We start from the raw sequence: 15,600 nt of genomic DNA on the forward strand, positions 1-15,600 counted from the left end.
CGCTTTTTATTCACAAATTTGGATTTATTATACTACTTTGACAAAAGGATAACAACATCTTTTCGCCCGCCGCCAGCATAGTACAACAAAATTGGCAAATGAGACAAACTCACTCGCTCTTTGCCAGACGGCGCCGGCCCGCAGATGCTTTGAGGGGGCCTTCGGCGCGGGCCGCGCGGCGGGCGGCGGCCTCCTGGCTGGCCTGGGTGCGGGCCCGGGCCTTGCCCTTCTGGGCGGCGGCCCGCAGGGCGGCCACCTCGCTCTTGGTCAGCTTCCGGTACTGGCCGGGCTGGAGCATGCCCAGCTTCACCGCGCCCATGGCGCTGCGGCGCAGGCGCACCACTTCCAGGCCCACCGCCTCGCACATGCGGCGGATCTGGCGGTTCTTGCCCTCCTTGATGGTCATTTCCAGCACGGTGCGGCCCGGCTCGTCCACCACCACGTTCACCACGGCGGGCTGGGTGGTGGTGCCGTCGTCCAGGGTGACGCCCTTGCTCAGGGCCACCACCTGGCCCTCGTCCGCGCGGGGGTGCACCGTGACCCGGTAGAGCTTGCTCACCCCATGGGAGGGGTGCATCATCAGGTTGGCAAAGGCCCCGTCGTTGGTGAGCAGCAAGAGGCCCTCGCTGTCCTTATCCAGGCGGCCCACCGGGAACACCCGCACGGGATAGTCCGCCAGCAGGTCCATCACCGTTTTGCGGCCCCGCTCATCGCTGGTGGTGGTGACGAAGCCCCGGGGCTTGTGGAGCATCAGGTAGTGATACTCCTGCTTTTTGACCAGACGGATGCGCTCGCCGTCGATCATCATCGTGTCGCGGTTCACGTCCATCTTGTCGCCCAAGCGGGCCGGGTGGCCGTTGATCTTGACCCGGCCTTCCAGAATGATCTGCTCGGCAGCGCGCCGGCTGCAAAGGCCCTGTTCGGCCATGACTTTCTGAATGCGTTCCAATGCCATGTGTATCGATTTCCCTTTCCTGTTTTGCTCGTGATGCACAAAGGGAGCGGCCGAACCCGGCGCACCTTTGTGCGCCGCGTTTCAGCCACCCCCGGCTTTTTTACTCCTGCTCCTGGGACGCCTCGCCCGCGGGCTCGGCGCTCTCTTTCTTGCCCAGCATGCCGCTGAGCTTATCCACCAGTTCGGGCAGCATGTTCAGCGCCCGGTCCACCGTGCTGGAGGGGTCGGCCAGCTGCACGGTGCGCACGTTGCCGTCCTTGACGATGAGGAAAGCCACCGGCGTGACCGACACGCCTGCGCCGGTGCCGCCGCCGAAGAGCTCCTTGGTGGTCTTGGCGCCGAAGTCGGAGCCGCCGCCCGCAAAGCCGAAGGTCACCTTGGACACCGGCAGGATGGTGGCGCCATCCACCACGATGGGTTCGCCGATGATGGTGTTGGACCCGGTCATCTCCTTGATCTTTTCCAGCGTGACGCTCATCAAGCCTTCCAACTGCCGTTCTGCCATGTGGTTCTCCTTCCGGGGCGAAGGGCCCCTTTCTTTCGTTTTGGGTCAGAGGAACTTTTGTTCTTTCAGGCGGCGAAACGCCCAAATTCCCACTGATACCATTATAAACAAACAGCCGGTGATCTTGCAAGAGAAACTTGCTTTTCTCTCCTCGTCGCCGGTGTAGTCCGGCTGGACGGTGATCAGGCCGGGGCGGATGCGGATGAAGTTCTGCAATGCGCCAAGGCCCGCGCCCACCGCGGCCCAGATGCGGCCCACCGCCAGGGCGGTGTCCGCCGCCGAGTCCTTGTGCACCGGCAGAAAGGCGTTGACGTCATGGACCGTGAGCCCCGCCAGCAAACGGCGCACAGCGCCCCCCGCCGTGGAGACGAGGGCCAGGGTGCGGTCCAGGTCTTTGGGCAGTTTGTCCGCCAGGGAGAGGCTTTTGGCCTGCGCGGCCCTTGCCTGCTTTTCAGGGGCGGGGCCGGGAGCCGGGGCCGCCTTTTGGGCAGGCTTTTCTTTCGCGGGCGGCTCGCTTTCGGGGGCCGCCTGCCGCGTGCTCCGGGCGGGGGCAGGCCCTGCCTCCGGGACGGGCTGCTCCTTCGGCGTGGGCGGGGGCGTTTTCTCTTTTTCGTGCTTGCGCTTTTCGGGCCGGGGCTTTTCCTCTTTTTCCGGGCGGGGATAGAGCTTTATCCGCACGAACAGCACCCGCAGCCATGCCGCGAAGCCTGTTTCGTCCGCCCGCAGCTCGGCGGTGATGGGCACGAACAGCGCCAGCACCACCAGCCCCAGCAGCACCGCCAGCACCCACAAAAGGATGCGGACGATCAGCCACAGGGCGGCCATTTAACCGTCGGCCCCCTCCGTGGGCGGCTGGGTGTTTTCGGGCATTTCGCCGGTGGCGGCCAGCTGTTCCAGCGGCAGTTCGTCGTCGTGCAGCGGCGGCAGCTGGGTCAGGCTTTCCAGCCCGAAGGTGCGCAGGAAGGTGTCGGTGGTGGCAAAGCTGACGGGATGGCCCGGCAGGTCCAGACGGCCCGCCTCCTCGATGAGGCCCTTTTCCAGAAGCTTTGCCACGGTGGAGGAAGAATCCACGCCGCGCACCTGCTCCACAAAGCCGCGGGAGACCGGCTGGTTGTAGGCGATAATGGCCAGCACCTCCAGCGCCGCCTGGCTCAAGGGGGTGTTGCGGCGGGTGTCCAGAATCTTTTTCACCGGCTCGGCCCAGGTGTTTTTGGTGGCCAGCTGCCATTTATCCTCCAGATGCAGCAGCTGCAGGCCCCGGGCAGGGCGGTCATACTCGTCCTGCAGCGCCCAGAGCACCCGCTCCACCGTGTCCTCGTCCATATCCAGCGCCTGGGCCAAGCGTCCGGCGCTCACCGGCTCGGCGTGGGCAAAGAGCATTGCCTCCACCGCGCCCATGCATTCTTTCAGTTCCATCCGTCATTCCTCCCGGTGGGTGGTTTTGCCCCGCCGCACGGCAAGGGTCTCGTCGTCGGCGATGGTGATGCGCCCGGCGCGCACCAGTTCCAGCACGGCCAGAAAGGTGGCCACCGTCTCGCTGCGGCTGCCCGCGGGCGAGAACAAACTGCGCAGCTGGCGCACCTTGCCGGTGACGAGGCCGCGCAGCACATGCACCACCCGGCTTGCCACCGACACGAAGGGCGCGGTGACCAGCGGCTCAAAGCGCTCGGCGCTGGGGGCGGCCTTGCGGCGGCTGCGGCCCATCAGGCCGAACCACGCCTGCTGCAAAAGGGATGCGTCGTGGCGCAGCTGATAGGTGTTGTCCAGCTCCACCTCCATGGGCTTTCGCACCGCCGTGAAGGTGGCGGCAGCCATGGTTCCCATGCGGGCGGCGATCTCTTTGCAGGCGCTGTATTCGATGAGCTGGCCGGTGAGTTCCTGCTTGAGGCGCTCGGCCTCCTCGCTGCGGGGCAGCAGCAGGTAGCTCTTCATCTGCACCAGACGCGCCGCCATCTCGATGAACTCGCTGGCCACGTCCAGCCGGTGGTCCGCCAGGGTGTTGATGACGGCAGTGTACTGGTCGATCAGGTCCAGGATGGCGATCTCGTGCAGATCCATCTTGTTTTTGCCCACCAGATAGAGCAGAAGGTCCAGCGGGCCCTCGAACTCTTCCAGTTTAAAGGTAAGACTCTCCATTGCGTTCCCCTCTTTTTGCCGCTTACACGCTGACGCCCGCCAGGGCGAACACCGCTTTGTCCACAAAGGAGGTGGCCCACATCAGGAAATCCCACACAACGTTGTTCAGCGCGTAGAGCGGCCCGTCCAGAAAGCCCAGGAACAAAAGCAGGAACACAGCGATAAAAATGTAGCGCTCGTACTGCATCAGCTTGAAATAGGTGCGCTGCGGCAGGAACACCGTGACGATGCGGCTGCCGTCGAAGGGCGGCACCGGCAGCAGGTTGAACACCGCCAGCATGGTGTTGATGCTGGCCATGTATTCCAAAAACAGCAGCACGAAATTGATGGCCGCGCTGGCGGGCAGGGTGTAATACAATATTTTATAAAGCAGCACCGCCACAAAGGCCACCAGCAGGTTGGCAACGGGGCCTGCCGCCGCGGTGAGGGCCATGCCCGCCTTGGGGTTCTTGAAGCGGGAGGCATAGGTGGGCACGGGCTTGGCCCAGCCGATGCCGGTGAAGATCATGCACAAAGCGCCCAGCAGGTCAAAGTGGGCCATGGGGTTGAGGGTGAGCCGGCCCCGGTCCTTGGCGGTGGTGTCGCCCAGCTTTGCGCTGACCAGGGCGTGGGCCGCCTCGTGCACGGGGATGGCCACCAGCATGACCAGCGCCCGCAGCAGCCACACCAAAAGCGTTCGTTTATCGATCAGACCCATAGAAAAAAGTCCGCCTTTCCATTCTGGTCCGCCGCGCCGCCCGTCAGGCGGCAAAACGCGGCGCATTTGGATTTATTATACTTTGTTTGGCGGCGCGGCACAAGGCGGAACGGGGATTTTTCGCTTCTTTGGCCAGATATTTTTAAAAAACGCTTGCATTTTGCCTCCGGGTCTGCTATTATATTCTGGCGACTTAAATACGAGGAGGTGCAGCAAATGGCAAAGTGTGATTGTTGTGGCAAGGGCGTTTCCTTCGGTATCCAGGTGTCCCATTCCCATCGTCGTTCCAACCGGACCTGGAAGCCCAACGTGAAGCGTGTTAAGGCTATCGTAGACGGTTCCCCCAAGTACATCTACGCCTGCACCCGTTGCCTGCGCTCGGGCAAGGTCACCCGCGCTATCTGATAAACCTGCAACCTGCCGGTCTCGAAAGAGACCGGTTTTTTTGTTGCCGTGAAAAAGAACTGCCCGGAGCGGTGCGCTCCGGGCAGCTTTTTCATTTTCAGGCAAGGGCCGCTTTCAGCGCCTCGGCCTTGTCGCACTTTTCCCAGGGCAGGCCCAGGTTCTCCCGGCCCATGTGGCCGTAGGCGGCGGTCTGGCGGTAGATGGGGCGGCGCAGCCCCAGGTCCCGGATGATGGCCGCCGGGCGCAGGTCGAACACCTGGCGCACCGCAGCCTCCAGCACCTCGTCCGCCACCTTGCCGGTGCCCTGGGTGTCCACCAGGATGCTCACCGGCTCGGCCACGCCGATGGCGTAGGCCAGCTCCACCTCACAGCGGCGGGCAAGACCTGCCGCCACGATGTTCTTTGCCACCCAGCGGGCGGCATAGGCGGCGCTGCGGTCCACCTTGCTGGGGTCCTTGCCGCTGAACGCGCCGCCGCCGTGGCGGGCATAGCCGCCGTAGGTGTCCACGATGATCTTGCGGCCGGTGAGGCCGGAGTCGCCCTGGGGCCCGCCCACCACAAAGCGCCCGGTGGGGTTGATAAAATACTTGGTGTTTTCGTCCAGCAGGTGCGCCGGGATGACCGGGGCGATGACCTGCTCCATCACGTCCCTGCGCAAAGCGTCCATCTCCACCTCGGGGCTGTGCTGGCTGGAGATGACCACCGCGTCCACCCGCACGGGGGCGTCGCCGTCGTACTCCACGGTGACCTGGCTCTTGCCGTCCGGCCGCAGATAGGGCAGAAGGCCGCTCTTGCGCACTTCAGTGAGGCGCAGGGCCAGCTTGTGGGCCAGGCTGATGGGCAGGGGCATCAGCTCCGCGGTCTCGTCGCAGGCGTAGCCGAACATCATGCCCTGGTCCCCCGCGCCGCCCACCTCGTCGTTGGTGCCCAGGGCGATGTCCGGGCTCTGCTCGTCGATGTTGGTGAGCACGGCGCAGGTGTCGGCGTCAAAGCCGTATTTTGCGCGAGTGTAGCCGATGTCCCGGATGACCTGGCGGGCGATGGACTGGATGTCCACATAGCAGCTGGTGGTGATCTCGCCCATCACATGCACAAGGCCGGTGGAGCAGGTGGTCTCGCAGGCCACCCGTGCGCCGGGGTCCTCGGCGAGGATGGCGTCCAGCACCGCGTCGCTGATCTGGTCGCAGATCTTGTCGGGATGGCCTTCGGTGACGGATTCGGAAGTAAAGAAACGTTTTGCCATTTGGGGTCACTCTCCTTTTTTGTTTTTGCTTGAATTGGAAAGCAACCCGTCGGAAACAAAAAACGCTCAGGGGCCGAAAAGCTCCTGAGCGTTTGAACGCTTATCTTTCGGTTTCCCGCAGGATTTGGCACCTTACGAATGCAGGTTGCCGGGCTTCACAGGGCCTGTTCCCTCCGCCGCTCTTGATAAGTTGCTATTCAATTTGCAAGGGTGAGTATAACACACCCGCCGGGCCTTGTCAATGGCGGCCGTGCAGGATGGGGCTGAGGGGCTTGTAGATAAGGAAGCACAGCAGCGCGTCGATGAGGCCCTTGGCCAGGGTGAAGGGCATGTTGAAGATGATGAGGCAGCTCAGCAGGCCCTCCACATTGGGGTTGATGGCCTGGTAGGCGGCGATGATGGCCTCCATGCCGCCGAACATGGTGGCGTAGACCGGGTAGCTGAAGAAGAAGTTAATGGGCACACTGGCCACGGCCATGGCCACAGCGCCAACCAAAGCGGCGATGACCGCCATCTTGCGGGTCTTGCTGTGCTTATAGATGAGGCCGGCCACACCGGTGAACACCGCGCCCATCAAGAAGTTGCACACCTCGCCGATGCCCAGGGTGGAGCCGTGGAAGATGGCGGCCAGGATATTCTTCATCAGGCATACCACGATGCCGGAGACGGGCCCCATGCTGAAGGCCGCCAGCAGCGCCGGCAGCTCGGAGACGTCCATCTTGACGAAGCTGGGGATGAGCATGGGCAGCGGGAAGTCCAGCATCATGAGCACACAGCCCACGGCGCTCAGCATGGCGGTGACCACGAGGGCGCGCAGGCGGATGGGACGAGTTTTTGCTTTGGTTTCCATAGTGATTCCCTCCCGGCCGGCAGAGAAAAAGCCGGCCTTTCAAAAAATTTTTTCGAAAGCCGGCAACAGTTGGAACCGGGAGATGCGCCCCGCGCAAACAAAAACGCCCTGCCGATATACAGCAGGGCGAATCAAAAGCATTGGAGCAGCTTCCGTTTCTTTCATCCGGACTTTACCGTCGGCTCCGGAATCTCACCGGATCAGCACCCGAAAGGGTGGTCGCGGGCTTTACCGCCGGTGGGGAATCTCACCCCGCCCTGAAACAGACTTTCTGCTATCATTATAGCGCGCCTTTCGTGTTTTGCAAGCGGTGCGGGCAAATTTTCCGCACACTGAGCATATTTTTGTGCTGTGGCGCGCGCCTCGACACACTTTGCCAAACCGGCAGGAAGCGTGGTATAATATGCTCGGCCTTTCCCCATTCCAACTGAAAAGGATGTTGCAGATGCTGGACGTATTTACGACTTATTACGCCGAAAACCCCGGCTCGCTGATGCAGCTGGCCATTTGTGTCGGGCTGTTTGCCGCGTGCTATATCGTCAGCCGCGTGGTGCGCTATAAAGTGTGCCCCTGGCTGGTGGCAAAATCCGAAAAGCGCATCAAAAAAGTGCTGTTCATCTTTGTGCGCGGCTTTGCGAAGCCCCTGCCCGTGCTGGTGTGGTCCATCGGCCTGTATTTCGCGCTGCTGGCGCTGCCCCTGCCCCCGCAGTACAGCGCCGCCCTTCGCCCCTGGTTCGACAAGCTGCTGAACATCAACCTCATCGCCATGCTGGCCTGGGGCCTTGTGGGCGCCAGCGACATCGGCCCGCTGATGATGCAGCGGGTGCAGGGCGGGCTTTCCATCGAAATGGACCCCACCGTGACCAACTTCATCAACCGCCTGCTGAAAGGCGTGGTCATCACCTTCGCGGTGCTGATGGTGCTGGAAGAGGTGGGCGTGCCTGTGGCCAGCCTCATCGCCAGCCTCGGTGTGGTCAGCCTGACCCTGGGCCTTGCCGCCAAGGACTACGCCACCAACTTCATGGGCGGCGTGATGATCCTGTTTGAAAAGCCTTTTGCCCTGGGCGACTGGATCAAGACCACCGTGGGCGAGGGCGAAGTGGAGGACATCGCCTTCCGCTCCACCCGCATCCGTACGCTGGAGAACGCCCAGCTGGTGATCCCCAACAGCGTGCTGGTGAACGAGGCGCTCACCAACTACAGCCGCATCAGCAAGCGGCTGGCAAAGTTCACCCTGGGCGTGACCTACAGCGCCTCCCGCGCCCAGCTGGAAACGCTGATGGAATCCATCCGCGCCATGCTCACCACCCGGGAGGACGTGTGGGAGGACAGCGTGCGGGTTCAGTTCACCGGCTTCGGCGATTCCAGCCTGAACATCCTGGTGCAGTACTACGCCAAGACCGGCGCGCTGGCCGATTTCCTGAAAGTTCAGGAAGAGGTGAATCTGGCGCTGATGGGCCTGATGGAGCAGGCCGGCTGCGAATTTGCCTTCCCCAGCATGAGCATCTACCGCGAAAAGTGATCCTATCCCCCTCCCCGGCCCCCGGCCGGGGAGATTTTTTTGCATTTGAGGGCAAAAAACTGCGGCGCGGCGCTTTTCTCCCTTGTCTGATTGTGCTATAATAAGCCATATTTCATTGTGCACATTCACTATCATAAGGAGGGGCAATCCATGGCGCAGACCATCTTAGTGGTGGACTTCGGCGGTCAGTACAATCAGCTGATCGCCCGCCGCGTGCGCGAAAGCTGCGTGTATTCCGAGATCGTATCCTACAAAAAGGCCTTTGAGGCCGTGCGGGAGAAAAAGCCCGCGGGCATCATCCTCACCGGCGGGCCCAACAGCGTGTATCTGCCGGACTCCCCCACCATCGGCAAGGAACTGTTCGAGATGGGCATCCCCGTGCTGGGCATCTGCTACGGCGCGCAGCTGATGAGCCATGTGCTGGGCGGCAAGGTGAGCCGCGCCGCCGAGCGGGAATACGGCAAGACCGAGGTGTTCGTGAACACCTCCTCCAAGCTGTTCAAGGGCGTGAGCGAGAGCACCATCTGCTGGATGAGCCACAACGACTACATCGAGACCCCCGCGCCGGGCTTTGTCATCACCGCCCACACCGACAGCTGCCCCGTGGCCGCCGCCGAGGACGCTGCGCGTGGCCTGTATCTGGTGCAGTTCCACCCGGAAGTGCTGCACACCCAGCAGGGCGCGCTGATGCTCTCCAACTTCGTGCACAACGTCTGCGGCTGCGGCAGCGACTGGAAGATGGACTCCTTCGTGGAGGACACCGTAGCCGCCCTGCGGGCCAAGATCGGCAGCGGCAAGGTGCTGTGCGCTCTGTCCGGCGGCGTGGACTCCTCCGTTGCCGCCGTCATGCTGGCCAAGGCGGTGGGCAAGCAGCTGACCTGCGTGTTCGTGGACCACGGCCTGCTGCGCCAGGACGAGGGCGATCAGGTGGAGTCCGTGTTCGGCCCCGAAGGCCCCTATGACCTGAACTTCATCCGCGTGAACGCCCAGCAGCGCTTCTACGACAAGCTGGCCGGCGTGGAAGAGCCGGAGAAGAAGCGCAAGATCATCGGCGAGGAGTTCATCCGCGTCTTTGAGGAAGAGGCCAAGAAGATCGGCACCGTGGACTTCCTGGTGCAGGGCACCATCTACCCCGACGTGGTGGAGAGCGGCCTTGGCGGCGAGAGCGCGGTCATCAAGAGCCACCACAATGTGGGCGGCCTGCCCGACTATGTGGACTTCAAGGAGATCGTGGAGCCCCTGCGCGACCTGTTCAAGGACGAGGTGCGTCAGGCCGGCCGCGAGCTGGGCATCCCTGAGTATCTGGTGAGCCGCCAGCCCTTCCCCGGCCCCGGCCTTGCCGTGCGCATCATCGGCGCGGTGACCCCCGAGAAGGTGAAGATCGTGCAGCAGGCGGACGCCATCTACCGCGAGGAAGTGGAGGCCGCGGGCGCTCACAAGGGCCTGGGCCAGTTCTTCGCGGCGCTGACCAACATGCGCAGCGTGGGCGTGATGGGCGACGAGCGCACCTACGACTACGCCGTCGCCCTGCGGGCCGTTGCCACCGCCGACTTCATGACCGCCGAGGCGGCCCCCCTGCCCTGGGAGGTGCTGGCCAGGGCCACCAGCCGCATCGTGAACGAGGTGCCCCACGTGAACCGCGTGCTCTACGACTGCACCGGCAAGCCCCCCGCAACGGTGGAGTTCGAGTGATGCAGGAACCTCAAAAAGCCTTGATTTCAAGCCTTTTTTGAGGCCGCAAGCGCCTTTTGCAAAGTCGTATCGAGAGAAGAAAGCAAAGCCCTGTCAGGCAGCCAAGGACGGCGCACAGCCGTTCATTTTACCATTGACTGTTCGGCGGGGTTTTGCTATGCAAAACGATGTGAAGTCAACTTCACATTTTAGTTGACAATGCTATATTTGTATGATAACATGAAGTTACCTTCACAAGAAGCGAGCTTCATGTTTATGGGAGAGAGTGCATGAAAACCAGGGTAAAGGAATTAAGAACCGCGGCGAAAATGACACAGCAGCAGTTGGCTGATCTGGTTCATGTTTCGTCAAGAACAATCATCTCGATCGAAAAGGAACAATACAGCCCGTCTCTTATGCTTGCTTACAGAATGGCGCAGGTATTTGGTGTGACGGTTGAGGATTTATGTTGCTTAAAAGAAAACAAAGAATGGGAGGATAAGCAATATGAAGATTTATAACAAAAAGGTATTTGCTTCAGGTGTTTTCATGGTGGCATTGGGCTTGCTGAATCTGATAACAAGCATGATGCGGCAGGACTTTGATATGAATTCCATCATCCTGATAGCGGCGTTATTTGTTCTGGGATTTGGTTCAATCATGCGAAGCATATCGCAGCGGATGGCCAAGGAGGATAAGCTGGAAGAACTGGACGAAAGGAACCGCCTGATTGCGCTGAAATCCAAAAGCAAGTCTTTCCGGCTTACGCAGATCATATCGTTCGCGCTTATGCTTGCTTTGCTGGTAATGGGGAAGGTTTCTGGTTACGAAGGGTTTATTGCGATGGGCGTAGGATTGGCATTTGCCTTTGCCATTTCATTGTTTGCTGAAATTTTCACTTTTATGTATTACGAATCTAAAAATTAGGAGGGAATTGTGATATGAAACAGCCGCCGGGGCCTTTTTTTGATGAGGCCTCGGCCCATGTTATCCTGCGCTGCCTGCGGCGACGGCGGCAGTGCGTTATACGCCCTGCCGCCGTTGCCGCGGGCAGGGCGTATGTGAAAGCCCCCGTCCCTCGCCCTGCGCTTCGGCTTGCGGGCTTACTTCCACCAATCGGGAATCAGGTTTTTCAGCTTCGCCACCTGTTTTGTTTCATAGTCGCGCAGGACTTCTATTTCTCCAGCCGCTTTATCCAGCTGCATCATAAATTCCCGGCAGGCTCCACACGGCATGCCTGCTTTTCCATCCGGCATGACAGCGGCTATTTTTATGATTTGGCTTTCCCCGTTTGTTATCATATTTGCAATCGCATTTCTTTCCGCACACATTCCCAATGAACAAGCTGTATCAATGCAAACGCCGGTATAAATGTTCCCTTTTGCTGAAAGAACCGCGGCAGAAACACTCCCAGCCTCCATCGCTGGAGAGAGTTTTCTTTCATACTGTACCTTCCGCGCGGCAATATACAATTTATCCCACGCCCCATCGTATTGAGCAAGCGCACGTTCTTCCATCTCACGAACAAAACTCTCTTTTCCATCACAATATCCATCTATATCATAAGGAAACTCTTGTGCAAGGTCTTTTTTGATTTTTGCGTATTCGTCCCGCTCTTTTTCATGGTCACGCATATAGTCCCGGAACGCGAGGTGCCGCCCGATATTGTTCCAATCGTCCGCCTGAAAAATATGAATTTGATGGGTTCGTTCATCCCCGCCTTTGCGAAGATAACGCCTGCCCGCTATTCCAAATTCACCGAGAGATTCATAACCGATGGCGGAAAACTTTTCCGCAGCTCTGTCTACTTCCTCAAGGCTTCTAACGACTGCCATAATATCGATAACCGATTTGGCGGGCAGGCCCGGAACAGATGTACTTCCAATATGGTAGATGGAAATGCAGTTGTCTTTCAGTATTTCGGCAATGCAGCCCCGCTCCCGCGCATAGTTTGACGGCCATTCCGGGTCATAATTTACAACGGTTACATGCTGCGGCATAATAAATCGCTCCTCTCTCAAAATCGAAATGGGCGGGAAGCCGTTTTAGGGCTTTCCTGCCTTACTTGCGATACCGCGCAAATCCGCACCTGGCGCAAACAGCATTTCCTTTATCCTTTTACTATCCAATGTACAATATCCCCTCCGTAAATTATCGCTCCGTTGCGTCTATTCTACCGTAATTCCGAGAGCATGGAAACAGCCTGTTTTCAGCCGCTCCCTGCCCCGCGGATACACGGGGCGGGCGGTCATTTATGCCGGCGGCGCGCCCGCCTGCCCCCTTGACACCGGGCGGTGGGGCGTGCTACAATTTTGCGCAGTAATCAGGAAAGGAGGGCGCACGGATGTTCTGGAAATTCCCCAACGTCCAGCTGAGAAAAGGCACTGTTTTTGCCTTCAAAGGGGATAGTGCGCCCTTTTTGAAGGCCGAGGCCGCTTCTTGACGCTGTTTTGCCTGGCTTTTTAAGATTTGCGCCCTGTCTCCTTTTGCTTGCAGACCACTGTGAGGAAAGGAGATTTTTTATGTTCAAAATCAAACAGCAGCTTCGCAGGCTGTACGCCGTCACGGCCATCAGCAGCCTGCAGATCGCCGGCGCGTCCTGGGTGGCGCTGCTGGCGGCGCGGGGATTTTCCCTGACTGAAATCGGCTTCGCGGAGGGCGTGTTCCATTTCGTCAGCTTCTTGTTCGAAGTGCCCTCCGGGGTCATTGCCGACGTGTCCGGCCGCAAGCGGTCGATGGTGGCCAGCCAGTGCATGTTCGCGGCGGCCAGCGCCGCCATGCTGCTTTCCCGCTCCATGGCCGGCGTCTGCCTCGCCATGGCGCTGAGCGCCCTGGGCTACAACTTCGCCTCCGGCTCCCGGGAGGCGCTGGCTTATGAAAGCCTGAAGATGTGCGGCCGGGAGGAGGCTTATCAGCAGTTCGCCGTCAACGACCTGACGCTGTGGCGGGTGGGCTCGGCGCTGGCCACCCTGTGCGCCGGGTTCGCGCTGTGGCTGGGCCCGCGGGCGGCCTACGGCGTGGACCTTGCCCTGGCGCTGGCGGGCCTTCTTCCGGCGCTGGCGCTGCGGGAGCCGGAACGGGAAGTCATCGCCGGTTCCGCCGCCGTGCGCATCCGCCGCGCAGTGCGGGAGAGCGCCGCCTTCATCCTCCACAGCCCGAAGGTGCTGCGGCTGATGCTCTGCAACGCCGCTGTGGGCGCCGTGGCCACCATGCTGCTCTATCTGCTGCAGGCGCGGCTGCCCACCCTGGGCCTGCCCGCCGGGTGGCTGGGGCCCGCGCTGTTCGTCCTGTCTTTGAGCGGCACGCTGGGCGCCCAGGCCGCAAGGTTTGCCGAAGGCCTTGGCTTTCGCTCACTGGCGCTTTTGTGCGCGGGCGGGGTGTTTGCCGGCGCGATGCTGGCCGCCGCCCCTTCCCTGCCCGCCGCCTTTGCCGGGGGCTTTCTGGCCGGCATGCTGGACGACCTGCTGGACGTGCGCAGCGACGTGGTGCTGAACGGGATGGTGCCCTCGGCCCAGCGGGCGACACTGGTGTCGGTGTCCTCCCTCACCTTCTCGCTGGTGATGCTGGCGGCGGCCCCGCTGATGGGGGCGCTTTTCGGCGCGCTGTGAGGCGGGAATGGCGTTGAATATAGTCGGTTCCTGTGGTATAGTGAAAGGGAAAAGGCGGCCTGCGGGCCGAAAGGCGCACAAGGCACGGCACGGAGCATCGAATTTACAGAAAAGGAGATACAACAGTGGAGAACATCAAACGTCCCGACGACATGGCTCGTATCACAACGGCGGAACTGGCAGCGGCCTTTATTGAGGAGCAGGTGCGTGAGATCCAGGAGCAGGTGGGCGACAAAAAGGTGCTGCTGGCCCTGTCGGGCGGCGTGGACTCCTCGGTGGTGGCCGCGCTGCTCATCAAGGCGATCGGCAAGCAGCTGGTGTGCGTCCATGTGAACCACGGCCTGCTGCGCAAAGGCGAGCCGGAACAGGTGGTGGAGGTGTTCCGCAACCAGATGGACGCCAACCTGGTGTATGTGGACGCCATCGACCGTTTCTTGAACAAGCTGGAGGGTGTGGCCGAGCCCGAGCAGAAGCGGAAAATCATCGGCGCCGAGTTCATCCGCGTGTTTGAGGAGGAAGCGAGGAAGCTGGAGGGCATCGAGTTCCTGGCGCAGGGCACGATCTACCCGGACATCCTGGAAAGCGACGGCGTGAAGGCCCACCACAACGTGGGCGGCCTGCCGGAGGACCTCCAGTTCCAGCTGGTGGAGCCCCTCAAGCTGCTGTTCAAGGACGAGGTGCGCGTTGTGGGCAAGGCGCTTGGCCTGCCGGACGGCATGGTCTACCGCCAGCCGTTCCCCGGCCCCGGCCTGGGCGTGCGGTGCCTGGGGGCCATCACCCGCGACCGTCTGGAGGCGGTGCGGGAGTCGGACGCCATCCTGCGGGAGGAGTTTGCGAAGAACGGCCTGGAAGGCAAGGTGTGGCAGTACTTCACCGTCATCCCCGATTTCAAGTCGGTGGGCGTGAAGGACGGCAAGCGCTCGTTTGAGTGGCCGGTGATCCTGCGCGCGGTGAACACCCGCGACGCCATGACCGCCACCGTGGAGGACGTGCCCTTCGCCCTGCTGCAGAAGATCACCCAGCGCATCACCGCTGAGGTGCCCGGCGTGAACCGCGTCTGCTTCGACCTGACGCCGAAGCCCACCGGCACCATCGAGTGGGAATAAGCAAAAAGTGGATATGAGGGCCCGCAAAGGCGCATAAACACTGGGCTTTTGATTTTCAAATTCCCCATTTGATAGCAGATTGATAGCACTCGTCGAATCCATACTTGCTGATTTTTTGGCAGGTAACGGGCGGTTTGCAGGTGCAGATTAAAAACTTATCCAAGAGAAAAGGTCTAACCGATTTTTGCAAGTCGGTTAGACCTTTTTTATTTTCCTTTCTTGTCCTTGTTCAGTTCCTCTACCAGCATATCGCTGAGGCCCTGAGAAGGGATAACCTTATGCCAATGGCCTGTGGTATCAAACTCCGGGTAGCGGTAACGCCAGCGGTCGTAGTCCTCTTTGCTGATCTCTCCCGACTTCAGCTTGGCCGCCTGTTCTCCCCAGGCGCAGATCATCTCATGGAACCGGGCCGCTTCTTTTCCCTGGAACACATCCACCCGAAGATGTACTTCTCCATCACACTCGCAGATTTTCAGTCCGTAGCGATCCTCAAGCGTGAACAGCGTGTGCATAAGACCCACATAGGAGTCGATGTCTGGCACAGCCAGGGCATGAGGAGAAACATCCAATATCTGTGCCAGCGCAGCAGTCAGGTCTGCTTTGGGCGTCCGCGACCCGTTCTCGTATTGAGCAAGGCGCACATCGGCGGACTTCTCTGGGAAGCCCAGCGCCATACCGAGATATTTCTGTGTCATGCCCCGCAGAGTGCGGAAAAAGTGAATGCGTTCTCCAATCGCCATAACGGCCAACTCCAATCTGGATTCTTGATAATTTTAGCATAGCAGAAATGCTTAGGATAGTCAAGAGAAATCTAAACAAATTTATTTAATAATATTTCTTCTAAAAGGCTTGAACTAAGCTTATATGTATAGTATTATAAGAGCGCTAAGCAGATAAGCTTA

17 protein-coding genes, 1 pseudogene and 2 riboswitches are annotated in these 15,600 nt (G+C 60.3%); of the genes and pseudogenes, 7 read left to right on the forward strand and 11 right to left on the reverse strand.

What is annotated here, in order from left to right; genetic code table 11:
- Positions 1-109: 109 nt before the first annotated feature.
- The 6 genes from ACMI1Q_RS02880 to ACMI1Q_RS02905 form a co-directional block, all read right to left on the reverse strand.
- Positions 110-955, reverse strand: coding sequence for a pseudouridine synthase (locus tag ACMI1Q_RS02880; protein WP_419502744.1), 846 nt, complete (start codon positions 953-955; stop codon positions 110-112).
- 100 nt (positions 956-1,055) lie between these two features.
- Positions 1,056-1,460, reverse strand: coding sequence for a GerW family sporulation protein (gene ytfJ / locus ACMI1Q_RS02885; protein WP_330056865.1), 405 nt, complete (start codon positions 1,458-1,460; stop codon positions 1,056-1,058).
- A 45-nt stretch (positions 1,461-1,505) separates the two neighbouring features.
- The gene (locus ACMI1Q_RS02890) at positions 1,506-2,285 is read right to left on the reverse strand and encodes a hypothetical protein (RefSeq protein WP_419502745.1); all 780 of its coding nucleotides are present in this window, start codon (positions 2,283-2,285) and stop codon (positions 1,506-1,508) included.
- On the reverse strand, positions 2,286-2,876 hold the full coding sequence (scpB, locus tag ACMI1Q_RS02895; protein ID WP_419502746.1) for an SMC-Scp complex subunit ScpB: 591 nt from the start codon (positions 2,874-2,876) through the stop codon (positions 2,286-2,288). It lies immediately after the preceding gene.
- A gap of 3 nt (positions 2,877-2,879) precedes the next feature.
- Positions 2,880-3,596: a segregation and condensation protein A gene (locus ACMI1Q_RS02900; RefSeq protein ID WP_419502747.1), complete on the reverse strand. Its 717-nt coding sequence runs from the start codon at positions 3,594-3,596 to the stop codon at positions 2,880-2,882.
- A 22-nt stretch (positions 3,597-3,618) separates the two neighbouring features.
- On the reverse strand, positions 3,619-4,293 hold the full coding sequence (locus tag ACMI1Q_RS02905) for a site-2 protease family protein (RefSeq protein ID WP_177521757.1): 675 nt from the start codon (positions 4,291-4,293) through the stop codon (positions 3,619-3,621).
- 216 nt (positions 4,294-4,509) lie between these two features.
- Here ACMI1Q_RS02905 and rpmB point away from each other — a divergent pair, with 216 nt between their 5' ends.
- Positions 4,510-4,698: a 50S ribosomal protein L28 gene (rpmB, locus tag ACMI1Q_RS02910; RefSeq protein WP_177521756.1), complete on the forward strand. Its 189-nt coding sequence runs from the start codon at positions 4,510-4,512 to the stop codon at positions 4,696-4,698.
- A gap of 97 nt (positions 4,699-4,795) precedes the next feature.
- On the opposite strand, the gene metK is transcribed toward rpmB, so the two are convergent.
- Both metK and ACMI1Q_RS02920 read right to left on the reverse strand, forming a co-directional pair.
- Entirely contained in the window at positions 4,796-5,941 is a 1,146-nt protein-coding gene (metK, locus tag ACMI1Q_RS02915; RefSeq protein ID WP_419502748.1) for a methionine adenosyltransferase, read from the reverse strand.
- Between the two features lie 97 nt (positions 5,942-6,038).
- Positions 6,039-6,133, reverse strand: a riboswitch (SAM riboswitch).
- Positions 6,134-6,179: 46 nt separating this feature from the next.
- On the reverse strand, positions 6,180-6,791 hold the full coding sequence (locus ACMI1Q_RS02920) for an ECF transporter S component (RefSeq protein WP_419502749.1): 612 nt from the start codon (positions 6,789-6,791) through the stop codon (positions 6,180-6,182).
- A gap of 149 nt (positions 6,792-6,940) precedes the next feature.
- Positions 6,941-7,060, reverse strand: a riboswitch (FMN riboswitch).
- A gap of 176 nt (positions 7,061-7,236) precedes the next feature.
- Here ACMI1Q_RS02920 and ACMI1Q_RS02925 point away from each other — a divergent pair.
- From ACMI1Q_RS02925 to ACMI1Q_RS02940, 4 genes are all read left to right on the forward strand, one after another.
- Positions 7,237-8,313 carry a mechanosensitive ion channel family protein gene (locus tag ACMI1Q_RS02925; RefSeq protein ID WP_419502750.1) on the forward strand — a complete coding sequence of 359 codons (1,077 nt, stop codon included), beginning with the start codon at positions 7,237-7,239 and terminating at the stop codon, positions 8,311-8,313.
- 150 nt (positions 8,314-8,463) lie between these two features.
- Positions 8,464-10,005 (forward strand): glutamine-hydrolyzing GMP synthase, encoded by a 1,542-nt coding sequence (gene guaA, locus ACMI1Q_RS02930; RefSeq protein ID WP_419502751.1) that lies wholly within the window; start codon positions 8,464-8,466, stop codon positions 10,003-10,005.
- A gap of 269 nt (positions 10,006-10,274) precedes the next feature.
- Positions 10,275-10,505: a helix-turn-helix transcriptional regulator gene (locus tag ACMI1Q_RS02935; RefSeq protein WP_417026705.1), complete on the forward strand. Its 231-nt coding sequence runs from the start codon at positions 10,275-10,277 to the stop codon at positions 10,503-10,505.
- Positions 10,492-10,911: a hypothetical protein gene (locus ACMI1Q_RS02940; protein ID WP_419502752.1), complete on the forward strand. Its 420-nt coding sequence runs from the start codon at positions 10,492-10,494 to the stop codon at positions 10,909-10,911. The genes ACMI1Q_RS02935 and ACMI1Q_RS02940 overlap by 14 nt, the downstream gene beginning before the upstream one ends.
- A 176-nt stretch (positions 10,912-11,087) precedes the next feature.
- Here the strand turns inward: ACMI1Q_RS02940 and ACMI1Q_RS02945 are convergent, their stop codons facing one another.
- Positions 11,088-11,501, reverse strand: a complete 414-nt coding sequence (locus tag ACMI1Q_RS02945; protein ID WP_417026709.1) for a cytidine deaminase family protein — start codon at positions 11,499-11,501, stop codon at positions 11,088-11,090.
- Positions 11,502-11,984: pseudogene (locus ACMI1Q_RS02950) on the reverse strand (GrpB family protein); the annotation flags it as partial.
- 522 nt (positions 11,985-12,506) lie between these two features.
- Between ACMI1Q_RS02950 and ACMI1Q_RS02955 the strand changes: the two are divergent.
- Positions 12,507-13,592: an MFS transporter gene (locus ACMI1Q_RS02955; RefSeq protein WP_419502753.1), complete on the forward strand. Its 1,086-nt coding sequence runs from the start codon at positions 12,507-12,509 to the stop codon at positions 13,590-13,592.
- Positions 13,593-13,744: 152 nt separating this feature from the next.
- Positions 13,745-14,698, forward strand: a complete 954-nt coding sequence (gene guaA / locus ACMI1Q_RS02960) for a glutamine-hydrolyzing GMP synthase (RefSeq protein WP_419502756.1) — start codon at positions 13,745-13,747, stop codon at positions 14,696-14,698.
- Positions 14,699-14,904: 206 nt separating this feature from the next.
- On the opposite strand, the gene ACMI1Q_RS02965 is transcribed toward guaA (ACMI1Q_RS02960), so the two are convergent.
- Positions 14,905-15,438 carry a helix-turn-helix domain-containing protein gene (locus ACMI1Q_RS02965; protein ID WP_419502754.1) on the reverse strand — a complete coding sequence of 178 codons (534 nt, stop codon included), beginning with the start codon at positions 15,436-15,438 and terminating at the stop codon, positions 14,905-14,907.
- Between the last annotated feature and the right edge of the window lie 162 nt (positions 15,439-15,600).

The sequence above is a fragment of the Candidatus Allofournierella excrementavium genome, from assembly GCF_048526665.1.
GTDB lineage: Bacteria > Bacillota > Clostridia > Oscillospirales > Ruminococcaceae > Allofournierella_A > Allofournierella_A excrementavium.